Source organism: Rhodococcus sp. IEGM 1305 (genome assembly GCF_030058635.1).
Lineage (GTDB): Bacteria > Actinomycetota > Actinomycetes > Mycobacteriales > Mycobacteriaceae > Rhodococcus_F > Rhodococcus_F opacus_D.
Window position 1 is genome coordinate 143,875 of record NZ_JASHKX010000003.1, and the last position, 12,402, is coordinate 156,276.

11 protein-coding genes are annotated in these 12,402 nt (G+C 65.2%); 9 read left to right on the forward strand and 2 right to left on the reverse strand.

Annotation, left to right across the window (positions count from 1 at the left end):
- Nucleotides 1-1,073: 1,073 nt before the first annotated feature.
- On the reverse strand, nt 1,074-1,868 hold the full coding sequence (locus QM693_RS07280) for an SDR family NAD(P)-dependent oxidoreductase (RefSeq protein ID WP_283351861.1): 795 nt from the start codon (nt 1,866-1,868) through the stop codon (nt 1,074-1,076).
- Between the two features lie 1,616 nt (nt 1,869-3,484).
- Here QM693_RS07280 and QM693_RS07285 point away from each other — a divergent pair.
- Nucleotides 3,485-3,811 carry a 2Fe-2S iron-sulfur cluster-binding protein gene (locus tag QM693_RS07285; protein ID WP_283335055.1) on the forward strand — a complete coding sequence of 109 codons (327 nt, stop codon included), beginning with the start codon at nt 3,485-3,487 and terminating at the stop codon, nt 3,809-3,811.
- Nucleotides 3,811-4,245, forward strand: a complete 435-nt coding sequence (locus QM693_RS07290; protein ID WP_283351862.1) for an FAD-dependent oxidoreductase — start codon at nt 3,811-3,813, stop codon at nt 4,243-4,245. Before QM693_RS07285 ends, QM693_RS07290 begins: the two co-directional genes overlap by 1 nt.
- A 420-nt stretch (nt 4,246-4,665) precedes the next feature.
- Here QM693_RS07290 and QM693_RS07295 read toward each other — a convergent pair whose 3' ends face one another.
- Complete coding sequence (locus QM693_RS07295; RefSeq protein WP_283335053.1) at nt 4,666-5,415, reverse strand: IclR family transcriptional regulator; 750 nt, start codon at nt 5,413-5,415, stop codon at nt 4,666-4,668.
- Nucleotides 5,416-5,674: 259 nt separating this feature from the next.
- Between QM693_RS07295 and QM693_RS07300 the strand changes: the two genes are divergently transcribed.
- Genes QM693_RS07300 through QM693_RS07330 form a run of 7 tightly spaced genes read left to right on the forward strand, consistent with a single transcriptional unit; the run spans nt 5,675 to nt 12,367 of the window.
- Entirely contained in the window at nt 5,675-6,709 is a 1,035-nt protein-coding gene (locus tag QM693_RS07300; RefSeq protein WP_280780093.1) for an NrtA/SsuA/CpmA family ABC transporter substrate-binding protein, read from the forward strand.
- On the forward strand, nt 6,706-7,566 hold the full coding sequence (locus QM693_RS07305) for an ABC transporter permease (protein ID WP_411194594.1): 861 nt from the start codon (nt 6,706-6,708) through the stop codon (nt 7,564-7,566). Before QM693_RS07300 ends, QM693_RS07305 begins: the two co-directional genes overlap by 4 nt.
- Nucleotides 7,563-8,369 carry an ABC transporter ATP-binding protein gene (locus tag QM693_RS07310; RefSeq protein WP_280780094.1) on the forward strand — a complete coding sequence of 269 codons (807 nt, stop codon included), beginning with the start codon at nt 7,563-7,565 and terminating at the stop codon, nt 8,367-8,369. The genes QM693_RS07305 and QM693_RS07310 overlap by 4 nt, the downstream gene beginning before the upstream one ends.
- A complete protein-coding gene (locus QM693_RS07315) occupies nt 8,366-9,409 on the forward strand; it encodes an ABC transporter substrate-binding protein (RefSeq protein ID WP_283335051.1) in 1,044 nt (347 codons plus the stop codon). Before QM693_RS07310 ends, QM693_RS07315 begins: the two co-directional genes overlap by 4 nt.
- Nucleotides 9,406-10,512: an LLM class flavin-dependent oxidoreductase gene (locus QM693_RS07320; protein ID WP_283351863.1), complete on the forward strand. Its 1,107-nt coding sequence runs from the start codon at nt 9,406-9,408 to the stop codon at nt 10,510-10,512. The genes QM693_RS07315 and QM693_RS07320 overlap by 4 nt, the downstream gene beginning before the upstream one ends.
- Entirely contained in the window at nt 10,509-11,663 is a 1,155-nt protein-coding gene (locus tag QM693_RS07325; protein ID WP_283335049.1) for an LLM class flavin-dependent oxidoreductase, read from the forward strand. Before QM693_RS07320 ends, QM693_RS07325 begins: the two co-directional genes overlap by 4 nt.
- The gene (locus tag QM693_RS07330; RefSeq protein ID WP_283335048.1) at nt 11,660-12,367 is read left to right on the forward strand and encodes a class II aldolase/adducin family protein; all 708 of its coding nucleotides are present in this window, start codon (nt 11,660-11,662) and stop codon (nt 12,365-12,367) included. The genes QM693_RS07325 and QM693_RS07330 overlap by 4 nt, the downstream gene beginning before the upstream one ends.
- Nucleotides 12,368-12,402 lie beyond the last annotated feature (35 nt).

The window sequence follows — 12,402 nt, forward strand, 5'->3', positions numbered from 1 at the left end:
TTCACGAGGCGTTTCGGGTCCGGGCAGCACATCAGGTCCCTGGAAGATGCTCGAAACGAACATCCGCAGCTACCCAGCGTCGAGACCGAGTTGCCCAGAATGGGTTTCACCCGACCTTAGAACTGTTGTTCCAGGCTTCATCGTGACTGGGAGTAGTCGACGTATCGAATCGGGAACTCGCGACCTTGAAGGTCTTCGAAATGCTCTTGCTTGTCATCCATTCTGCGATTGCATGCGTCAGCCGCACCGCATCGATCAAACAAATCCTCACGAGTATTGCCATCGCGCGAGCCGATGCGCGGTGGTTAGTCATCGCAGCGAGCGCGCAACAAGAGCCCTCTTGCCACTCCACTTGGGAGCAGGCTTAGCCGAGGCGAACGGCGTGACCCCCTCGTGGCGGCCCCGTAAGTCTCTGTTTGGGGGTAAGCCCACCGGGCTCAGCAAAGTGCGTAATCAGAAGTATGAGGTGTGTAACGGCATAGCAGCGTCGCCGCCCGGGCACCGCTCCTCCGAGCGTACGGACGGAAAGTGTTGCAGCAACTACAGATCGCCGAGTTGAGCAGACAGGATCTACACCCCAACTTTCAGGAAGGGAAGTTGACGAAGTCTCCCAACAGGTGTGGATTGTCAGAGGGTGGCCCCGATAGCTTTCTCGAGCCACCTTCGTCCGAAGATCGATAACAGCGCCATCGAGCGCCCGTGACGTTGTCGCGGCGCCGCTGCTTCGTCGATGAGACGCCCCGATCGCGTCGGTCGAAGGCGCTTAGCGTCGCCGACAACCCCGATCGCGGCCGGAGTAGGCGTTCCGAACTCGTTCCCGGCGTCGGCTGCGATCCTCGCGGACTAATCGTCGTCGAGGTCGACAAACGACTATCGCCGAGTCCTCTTCGGTTTATTGCCGGGTCGCACGCTGCCGTCCAGAAATAGTCTCCTAAGAAAGCTCCATGCCGGTGGCGCCAACGCCACGTCCTCGTACGACTGCCATGCACCAGGTCGCTCGTTCCCACCAGTGGCCCTGGGACGACGAGCCCGCACCTGCTGCCGAACTCGACGGCAGGCGCGGGACTTATGGGTTAGACGAGGCTGTAGCCGCCATCCACGACGAAGGTCTGGCCGATGATACCGGGAGCGGCATTCGAGACGGCGAAGACGGCGGCCGACGCGATCTCGTCCGGATGGACGATCCGCTTCTGCATACTGGTTTCAATCTGGCGCTGTGCCTCGGCATCGCGCGATTCCTCGTCTGGAAACAGCGAAAGCCAGCTGTTAAACATCCCGGTGGGCCCGGTGATCCCCGGCGCGACGCTATTCACGCGGATGTTCTCTGCCGCGAAGTCAGCGGCCATACAGCGGACCAGGTGGATCGCGGCGGCTTTGGCCGCACAATAGGCGGCGTTCCCCTTCTGTGCGACGATGCCGACCTGCGAGGTAAGGACCACGATCGCACCGCCACCGGACTTCCGAAGATGGGGAAGCGCCGCGCGAGCCGATGCGTAGGGGCCGAACGCGTTGACGGCAAACTGTCGGTTCCACCCCTCCGGCTCGGTTTCATCGATCGTCCCGAGACCATTGATACCAACGCAGCAGACGATCGCCTCAATACCGTCGAGCGCCTCGGCGGCCTCGTCGATCGCGCGTTTGATGTCCACGGCGTCCGTGACGTCACCCACTGTGTTGAACTCCGCAGGTGAATCGAGGACCACCTTGTTGATATCGACGCCGGCAACCCTGCGACCGCTCTCAAGCAACTTCCGAACCGTTGCGGAACCCATGCCGGTCGCGGCACCGATCACGACCACCTTCTGGGGGTCAATGAACGGACCAAGCGGTGGGAGGTACATCTTTTCAGGGGAATACGCAGTGGTCACTTTCGCCTCGCAAATAGAGTCGGAATGGAAGTTGGGTGTTATGACAGGCGATGGCAACGCCCGGAATCACTCAACACCGGCAAGCATCCACAACGATTGGCGGATCGACCAGATCCACTCGTGCGGGCCGCGCGGTACCGGTGGACAGTAGGTGTCCGGTGCCGCGAGCTCAGTCGGGTCACAACGGAAATAGCGACGGAAGCCGCCCGGTCGCGTGCTGGAGGAGGGGCGGGAACGTCCCGCAGCAGAATCAGGCGTATGTCGCGAGAGGTGGAGTGGCGACGGTGTCCGTGCGGGTTCGATCGCCACTCAAACCCCAGGAACCGCAAAAACTAGCTGCGAGACCTTTATCCACCTCGAAGACCAGGTGGGCCGATATTCTGATCGATTCAGAGACATCCCTGGGTTGGGTGAGAGCAACCTTGAGTTCGGCGGAGTCCGTTCCGAAGTGGGCGCCCAGTAGTTGCATCTACCTGCTCGTGCGCGACGCGGGCGGGTCCGCTGGTCCGCGTGCGTGGTTCATAGATCCACCAGCAAGGGGGCGAGCGAGATCGTGGAGGCAATGATGCCTCCGATCCCGGCGACGACTCCCAGTAGGGCCCACAGCGACGCCGCTTCGTCCTCGGCTATATCGGACCGTGATGTGGCGAGGGTGCCACAGGCAACCGCACTCAACCCTAAGACAAACCCGACTCCGGACATCCAGAACGACGCGATTGACAAGGTTCCCATAATTATCGACGCGCGGGGAAGTCGCGAGCAGTGTGGTCGGCCTTGCGGCGCGGAGCCGGAGTAACCGGCGGCGTCCACTTCGCGAGGAATTGTGGCAGGCATGATCCTCCTCCGGGGTATCAATGGCACGCGGCGATGGGGACGGAGTTTCGCAGCGACATTATGAGCGCTGATCCTGACGTCATCGTATGAGCACCCCGGCACGTCGTCCTATGTCCTACGTGGACAACACTTCTGCATCAGCTGTCCACCTCGGCGATCTCGACGTGTCTCCCTCATCGACAGTGAGCGTCGGTCAGGAGGGACGAATTCAGTCACGGGCATCGCTACCGGTATTTCCCGTTGAATCCGACATAGGGTCAGGAGCCGAACCTCCGCGCTGCCCACCGGGTAGTCGCAGATGGGATGAATTCCTCACAACTATTTGTCCCTGATGCTGCGCGCGATGTCCTGCCCGTACCAACTCACGTGAGTTCCATGACCACATTGGGTGTCGAGTATGTCCTTGGCGATCGAAAGTATAGTGATTGTCCTTGCTGAACGCGTCGCGACGCCGCTTCGCTCTGACGCGTGTCGCGGCCAGTGTGTTCGGACCCTCTGGTGAATTCGGGACGACCATGCTCTTGCTGAGGTTTGACCCGCTTTGCGGCGTCGCTTCGTCGATCCTTTGATAACGAACGCGGTCCGGCATGCAGTGGACCACTAGCCCCCAGATCGAGGAACCACTGAACTTTGACGTCGAGGTTTGCATCCCGCAGCAAGTGGTTCCTCGGTATCGACGCGACCGGCACTTCAGCTCCGATCCGCAAAAGCCTAGCGTTCGGCAACTACGGACACGCTGGAGATCCCTGGTGCCCTTGAACGCGACAGAAAGAGTGAGACAGATGCCCAAAGTTACTTACGTCGGGGCTGACGGCGGCACAACAACCACGCTTGACGTCCAGGACGGGACCAGCGTCATGAAGGCCGCGGTACTCAATGGCGTCGACGGGATCGTGGGGGAGTGTGGCGGGAACCTGATGTGCGCCACTTGTCACGTGTATGTCGCTCCCGAATGGACCGGCCGACTGAGTGAGCGTGACGAAGTCGAGGAGGAGATGCTCGAGGAGGCGTCCGCACCGGTGAGGGAGGAAAGCCGCCTGTCGTGCCAGGTCTTGGCTAAGCAGGACCTCGATGGTCTGGTTGTGCACCTCCCGGAGAGCCAGATCTGATGACACGAACCGTGATCGTCGGTCCCGGCGTAGCGGCAGTCCAGACCGCTCTCGAGCTGCGGCACCGCGGGTATGCCGGCGATATCACCCTCATCAGCGAAGACATGGAAGAACCGTACGATCGGCCGCCACTGTCCAAGGAGTTTCTCAAAGGCTCGGTCGGCCGCGACACCCTCGGCCTGCTTCCGGCGCAGACCGCGAGCGAGCGAGCGATCACCATGCGCCTGGGAAGCCAGGTCAGCGACCTCCGGACCTCGGAGCAGCAGGTCGTACTCTCAGACGGTTCAAGCGCCAGTTACGACTACCTCGTTCTCGCGACGGGCGCACACAATCGCCCGTTGCCGGTACCAGGTGCGGACCTACCGGGCGTGTGGTCCCTTCGAGGGCTCGATGAGGCGGAAGGGCTACGCAGCGCACTCGCTGAAAGGGCATAGACCTCATCGAAGGAACTACCGACATGGAGGAAGAGCGCGATCCCATCGGCGCGTGATCGGGAAGAGATGGCCGAGTTCAGTGGGCGCCGGTGCACAGGTGGGCGGTCCCGCTTACGACGGGCGACTGATCTTCATCGACACCGAAGACTTGACAATCGATCCGAGCCCCCCGCTCCGATCCGGATCCGGATCCGGAAGTGCGCACACCCGGCAGACACCGGAGAGATAATCGGCGGCAGACGGCGCCGCCGCAGATGCGTGCCGACCTAAGTGATTTCGGGACGCGGGGTCACTGTGTTGCGAGGAGTCCGGATACATCCGAGGCTCTCGGATCTATCGACGTGCCTAGATGCAGTGTCGGCGGTCACCCATGGGGCGCCGGGGTGGCCTCGTGTCCGAACACCACTAAGCTCGGTCGCCTCAGAGCAGGACTGCGGCGATCTCGTCGGCGGTGACGCGGGCGAGGTCGACGAAGAATGGAATGCGCGCGTCGATCATGAGTTCGGTGGGCCCGCGCAGGCCGAGTGCGAAGCGAACGACTCCGTCGGAGTCGCGGATCGGCAGTCCGATCGTGCGGAAGTCGGGAGTCAACTCCTCGTCGTTGAAACCGTATCCGCGTTCGCGGGTGCGGACGAGTTCTTCCCGGATGCCGGCCACGTCGGTGATGGCGCGTGGGGTGGTCGCCGCTCGGGGCAGTGATGCGATGTCTTCGTCGTCGGTGTCGGACCACGCGAGGAAGACCTTGCCGAGTGCGCTGGCGTGCAGCGGTAGCCGCACCCCTTGCAGTACGTGTCCGTCTGACTCTCTCCAGCGGCTGAACCCGAGGAGGACGACGTCGTGGCCGTGTCGCATGGCGAGCGACGCGGACGCACCCGTCGTCGCGGCCAGCTGCTCGAGATAGGGCTCGGAGAGGTAGATGCGGTGCTGGCGGTACGAGATCTGCCCGTAGGCGGCCAGCGCGCTGCCGAGCCGGTAGCGGTTGGACGTCTTGTCCTTGTCGAGGAAGCCGGCATCGACCAACGATTGGAGTAGGCGGTGGGTTGTGCTCACCGCCAGGTCCTGACGCTTGGCGATTTCCGATACGCCCAGCTCCTCGCCTCCGTCGAAGCAGGTGAGCATCGTCAGTGCCCGTGTCACCGTCTGCACTCCCGTGGCACGTGAGTCGGTCACGAGCAATCCTTCCTGTGGAGGCCGTCGGCCGAATGTGGGGGCGCTCTCACGCCCGGATGTTGGAGACCCTACTTTCCATCAACTGGAAAATGAAGGTCCGGTCCAACCGGGATTTTCGGGGAAAACTCGGCGAACTGCGTTTCTGTACGTTGTCAAGGTTTCCGATCTGCAGAAAACAAACCGGAGGAATTCGGACGCGGAGAACATAGCGTCAACGGTCGTCACAGCTGACGATTCATCCGTTGAAGGAGCTACCCACATGTCCCGCATTCGCCGATTGCCACGAGCCGCCGCAGCGCTCGCCCTGATCCCGCTTGCCGGGTTGGCGGTGGCGTGTGGATCCTCCGATTCCTCGGGAGGCGCCAGTTCCGGCGCCGAATTCACGCTGAAGGTTTTCGATCCGGGCAACTCCGGTGCGATCGCCGTCGGTAAGCGTGACGGAACCTATGACGAGGCGTTGGCTCCGCTGGGTGCCAAGATCGAATGGGTAAAGACCACACCGGGATTCAGTTCCAACCTCAAACTATTCAACACCGGTGAACTCGACATCCAGACCGGCGCCTACAGTCCTGTGGTCGGTGCCCTCTCCAAGGATGTCGGTGTCCGCATCTTCGCCACGTCCGACCCCTACAACAAGGATCAGGCAGGCATCATCGCCAGACCGGAGTCCGGGATCACGTCGGTGGCGGATCTGCCCGGCAAGCGGATCGCGGTCAACCCGGCCGGTAAGGGTGAGTACATCACCCTGAAGGCCTTGACCCAGGCCGGAATTCCTGTGGACTCCGTCGAGCGTGTGCCGCTGCAGCAGGCGGATGCCGCCTCGGCGTTCTCCACCGGTCAGGTCGACGCCTGGGCGTCATTTTTGATCCCGTACCAGGAGGCGAAGGCGAAGGGCGCGGTCGAGATCGCCACCGAAGCGAGCATCGGTTCGGTGGACAGCACCATCATCGCCGGCCGAACGAAGGTCCTCGAGGAGCATCCTGACGTGGTCGAGAAGTTCCTCGAAGTGACGCAGCAGCTCACGGAAAAGCAGCAGCAGGATCCGGCCGCATTCGAGAACGTCTTCGAGAAGACCGGCCCCAGGGCACTGTCGGGTCAGCGACTCGACGACGCGATTGCGCTCGGTGGCCAGATCACGAACTTTCGGTACCCGACCGCAGCCGATGCCCTCGACCTGGAGTCCATCTCGGCGCTGTTCGCCGAGAACGGTGTGATTCAACAGCCGCTGAAGGGCAGTGACGTGATCTTCGATCTCCCGGCGGCGCTCGACACCACCTCGGCCGAGGGCAAGTGACTGCGGTGGTGACCCTGTCGAGTTCGGTGCGCAGCGACGCGCCCGCGGCTCCGAAGCTGGAGACGCCCCGCTATCGCCGAACCCGTGAGCGGCCTCGATGGATCTCGATTCCCCTGCGGTTCCTCGTACCTGCCTTGCTCGTCGCCGCCTGGTCGGTCGGGTCGTCGTCGGGGCTGTTGAGCCCGGAGATCCTCGCCGGGCCGCCCGCGGTGTGGCAGGCGTTCGTGGAGCTGTATCAGTCGGGTCAGTTGCTCGACTTCGGCCTCGCTTCGCTGCAGCGGGCCGCACTGGGCGTGGGATGCGGTGTCCTGATCGGGCTCGTCCTCGGTGTGTTGTCCGGCCTCTCCGCACTCGGGGAGGAGTTGATCGACTCGACGATGCAGATCAACCGCGCCGTACCCTTCCTGGCGCTCGTTCCGCTGTTCATCGCCTGGTTCGGTATCGACGAAACGTTCAAGGTTGTCCTCATCACGGTCGCCACCCTCGCCCCGATGTACGCGTACACCTACCTCGGAGTGCGGGGAGTCGACCGCAAGATGGTCGAGGCCGCCCGCGGGTTCGGGCTCATCGGCTGGCGACTGGTCTTCGGCGCGATCCTGCCGACCGCACTACCGGGGGTGTTGATGGGTCTGCGAATCTGCCTGTCGCTGAGCATCACCGGCCTGATCGCGGCAGAGCAGGTGGGTACCCGGGAAGGGATCGGTTACCTCGTGACGCTCGCGCAGGAGTACAACCGCACCGACTACATGGTCCTGTGCATCGTCATGTACGCGATCCTCGGCCTGGTCTTCGACGCGGTGGTTCGCGTGATCGAGAAGTTCGCGATGCCGTGGCGGCAGCTGTCGGTGACCCGATGAGCGCCGCAGAAGCACCGTTGCCACCGTTGGCGCCTCGCGAACGCACCGCGACGACCGCGGCGGAACGACGAACCGGGTCGCCCCTCGCGGTGTCGCTGTCCGCGGTGCGGAAGTCGTTCGGCGACAAGACCGTACTCTCCGGAATCGACCTCGAGATCACTCGCGGCGAGTTCGTCGTCCTGCTCGGCCCGAGCGGCACCGGAAAGACGACCCTGCTGCGACTGCTCTCGGGACTCGAACCGCCGGACGGCGGCGACGTCCTGGTCCCGAGACAACGCACGGTCGTGTACCAGGAGCCGAGGCTGATCCCGTCCAAGCGTGTTCTGGCGAATGTGTCGGTGGGGCAGAAGCGTGCACAGCTGACCCGCGACAACGCGCGGCGCGCGCTGGCCGAGGTGAACCTCGCGGACAAGGAACGTGCGTGGCCCGCCACCCTCTCCGGTGGCGAAGCGCAGCGGGTCGCGCTCGCCCGTGCGCTCGTTCGTGAACCGGAACTGCTGCTGCTGGACGAGCCGTTCGCGGCGCTGGACGCCCTCACGCGGCTGCAGATGCAAGATCTCGTCGGCGACCTCGTCGCCCGCCACCGCCCCGCCGTTCTGCTCGTCACCCACGACGTGGACGAAGCCGTCCGGCTGGCCGACCGCGTCCTGATCCTCGACAACGGCGGCTTCGCGGTGGATGTCGACATCGACCTCCCGCGCCCGCGGGACCGCAACGACCCCGAGGCGCTGCGCTACCGAGCGACCTTCCTCGCCCAGCTGGGCGTAGGTCGCCATTCCTCTACCAGACAGGACATTTCATGACGGTGACAACTGGCAGTGCCATCGACACGCTCTGGTACACCCGCTGCCCGGTGCCCACCGCGAGCGGCCTCGCGAACAACCTCGGGTGGCTGGGGCGCACCGCGGAGACGGCCGGAGTGCAATTCGGTGTGCTGCAGGACGCGGGCCCCGAACTGGCAGCGCGGCATTTCGATCACCAGCTGCCGGGCCTGATCCGTGAAGGCGGCAACGTCCCCGCTCTCGCCGCGCGGGCGGAAGGATCCCCGACCCGGCTGATAGGTCTCACCTGGATCGACGAGGCCCAGGCCATCCTGGTGCGCGGCGATTCGGAGGTCCGCGACGCCACCGGGCTGCGAGGACTCCGCATCGGGATCCCCGCCTGGGCCGCCGATCGTGCACGCAGCTTCCCGCGCGCCATGGCGCTGCACGGTCTTGCCTCCGCTCTGCGACTCGGCGGTCTCACGTTCGCCGACGTGCGCCTCGTCGAGGTCCCGACGACGCCGGCCCCGCAGGTACGCACCGCCAATCCCGACCGCAACACCACCTGGGGCGTCGAGCCGTTGCTGGCCGGTGACGTCGACGCGATCTACGTCAAGGGCGCCCGGGCGCAGGAGGTGGCACGACAGCATGGACTGGCGGTGGCGGTGGACCTCGATTCCACCGACGCCCTTCGCGACCGGGTCAACAATGGAACCCCGCGACCGGTCACCGTGCACGAAGACCTTCTTCAGCAGCGGCCGGACATCGTGATCGGGTTTCTCGCCGAGAGTCTGCGCGCCGCCGACTGGGCGGCCGCGAATGTCGAACAGGTCCGTGCGGTGTTCCAGACCGAAACCCAGTCCGGACCCGAAGGCGTCGTCGCCGCATACGGCGAGAACTTTCACACCGGCCTTCACTTGAGCCTGTCCGATGAGCGGGTGGATCTGCTGGGTGTGCAGAAGCAGTTCCTCTACGCCCACGGCTTCCTCGCCCACGATTTCGACCTCGCCTCGTGGGTTGCGCACGAACCGCTCCGGCAGGCGCGCGCGCAACTCCACGCCGAGACGGCGGCAGCGCAGTGACCGACTTCTACTGGGAACTTCCGACTCGCGGTGACGGACGCAGGGTCGCCACCGAACTCGGCACCCGCGGTGGTTTCGGGGTCGGGACCGCGCACAGCGTCGCCACCGATCTGCGTCCCGGCAGATTCGGCCCCTTCGACGAACTCGCCCAGGTGATCCACGCCGCGGAACTGTCGGGCGTCGACGGTGTGGTCGCGGGATACGACCCCTCGGGCGAGGAATCCTGGATCGTGGCCGCGGCCGCACTCCGGCAGACACGTCACGCACTGGTCGCCGTGGAATTCCACCCCGCCTTCGGAACCCCGGTCTACGCGTCGAAGATGTCGGCCACTCTGCAACGGCTCTCGGGTGGACGGCTGGAGTGGCGCCTCGCGGTGGAGACGGATCCCGCAGACGCGCGCTCGCGCGGCGATCGGGTCACCGGCCGCGACCGCTACGCCCGCGCCGCCGAATTCCTCACGGTCGCCCGCGGGGTGTGGAACGACGAGGAGATCCTTCCTGGTGGGTTCGGAGGCACCGGGTACGAGTTCGCAGGCGACTACTACGACGTGATCGACGGCGGCTTCCGGGGGATCCTGTCCGGACTGCCGTTCCCCGTCGTTCATCTCACCGGGGACTCCGAGGACGCCCTCGCGTTGTCGGCCCGCCACGGTGACGTGCATCAGTTCGCGCTGACCGAATCCGGCTTCGAGGGTCCCGCGCGGACCCTGGCGGCCCTGGCACGTGAGCACGGGCGATCGGTGCGGACGCTGCTGCGGGTACCGGTCATTGCGCGGGAGACATCCGGCGAGGCGTGGGCACGCGTCGAGCGCCTGTGGCGGGAAGTCCACCCCGGCCCAGGCATCGACGATCCCCGCGCGCTCGACCGGGGCGAGTCCCGGTGGGCGGGCTTCGACCGCCTCGGCCACCCGCAGAGCATCGGACTCGTCGGCAGCTACGAGGACGTCGCACGGCAACTGTCGTCGCTGCGCGAGCGCGGCGCCGACGGCTTCGTCCTTCTCGGACGCCCGCACATCGAGGAACTCCACCGCGCGGGTGAGCACCTTCTGCACCTGGTCGATCCCGCCGGACGCACCCTCGCCACACAGGAGGCGCACTCATGAGCATCGACTTCTACTGGCGCATCGGGATGGAAGGTGATCACGCTTCGTTGCGCACGCCGCGGCGCTACAACCGCGGCGACGCGGGTGGCCACCGACCCGGCAATATCGCTCCGGCGATCCGGGGCGGGGAACTCGACGGCTACGGGTACATCGATCACATGGCCGCGGTGGCGAAGGCGTCCGAGTCGGCCGGCTTCCTGGGCGGTCTGCTGCCGTCCTTCCCGATGACGGAAGACCCCTGGGCAACCGCGGCCGCGCTGGCCGCCGAGACCACCACGTACCGATTCATGGTCGCCTTCCAGCCCGGGTTCCTGCACCCGGTGCAGGCGGCCAGGATGTCCGCGAGCCTGCAACGCGCCACCGGAGGCCGGCTGGTCTACAACATCATCAGCGGCGGCGGCGGTGCCCCTCAGCTGTGGTGGGGAGACAAAGTCGATCACGACGACCGCTACGCCCGCACGTCCGAGTTCCTCGACGTCCTCCGAGGGGTCTGGGACGGAGAGCCATTCGACTTCGACGGCCGGTTCTTCCGCACCGCCGGTGCGGCCCTGGCTCCCGGTCTGGCCGGACAACCGTTCCCCGAGGTGTACTTCTCCGGCTCGTCCGCGGCAGCCGTCGCCGCCGCGGGCACGCACTCGGACTACTACCTGTCCTGGCTCGAGCCGTACGCAGACCTGCGGAAAAAATTCGACGGCGTACGAGAGCAGTCCGCGAAAATCGGGCGCACCCCCAAGTTCGCTGTGCGGATCGACATCGTCGCCCGCCACACCGAAGAAGCGGCCTGGGCGGAGATCGAGAAGGGCTGGGCCTTCGTCGACAAGGATGCCGCAAACCGGGCGGCGCAGGGCGATTCCGTCGGGGCGGCCCGCATCAAGGGCTGGGTACCCGAACACATCACCGGCTACCGGGACCTCGAAGTTCAGCCCAATGTCTGGTGCGGCTTCAGCCTGATCCGAGGCGGCCCCGCATTCGGCCTGGTCGGCAATTACGAGCAGGTCGCCGAACGTCTCGACGAACTACGCGCACTCGGCGTGGACGCCTTCGTCCTCGCCGGCAATCCCCACCTCGAGGAGGCGTACCGCGTCGGCGAAGAAGTACTTCCCCTGCTGCAACGCACATCACCCATCACCTCCGGACAGGACACGCTGTGACTACCACCGAGAACCGACTGGACCCGCAGATCGCCACGTTCGTCGACGCCGCGCGCCGCGACGCCGACAAGGCGTTCACCGTCTTCCGGAGCACCGGCACCGTGTCGGCCAACGGCACGGTCAACTTCGTCGAACGCGTGCCGGGCACCGAGATCGCGGTCGCGCTCAACGACCCCGGCCCGTGGGCAGACGATCCGGGTGTGTCACCAGTGGTCGCGACGTTCGACGGTGAGGTGCTCTCGGGCAACGGCTCTGCGGGATTCGTCACCGGTTACGCCGCCGTCTTCCGGCAGCACCCCGAGATCACCAGCGTCGTGCACATTCACACCCCGTGGCTGGGCGGGTGGGCGCAGACCCACCGCACTCTGCCGATCCGGTACGCGGCCTCGCAGCGCCTGACGCTCTCCCGCGAGATACACCCCCATATCGACCGGTCCCGGTCGGCGGGCGAGTTCATTCTCGAACGCCTGCAACACGACCCGGATCTGGTTGCCATCTTCGAAGCGAACGGCGGGGTCAACGTGATCGGCCGGAGCGGACTGCTGGACCTCGCGAAGTTCGTCGTACTGCTCGAGGAAGGCGCCCAGTTCCAGGCGATCGCGGAGTCGCTCGGCGGATCCGTCGAATTCGATCCGTCGAATCTCGCGGTGCAGTGGGGGCGCTCGGGTCTGGCCGACGAGGCACGCCGCCGCGGTCTCATCTAACACCATCGTCCCCCGTCCCCATAGGCAACCAAAAC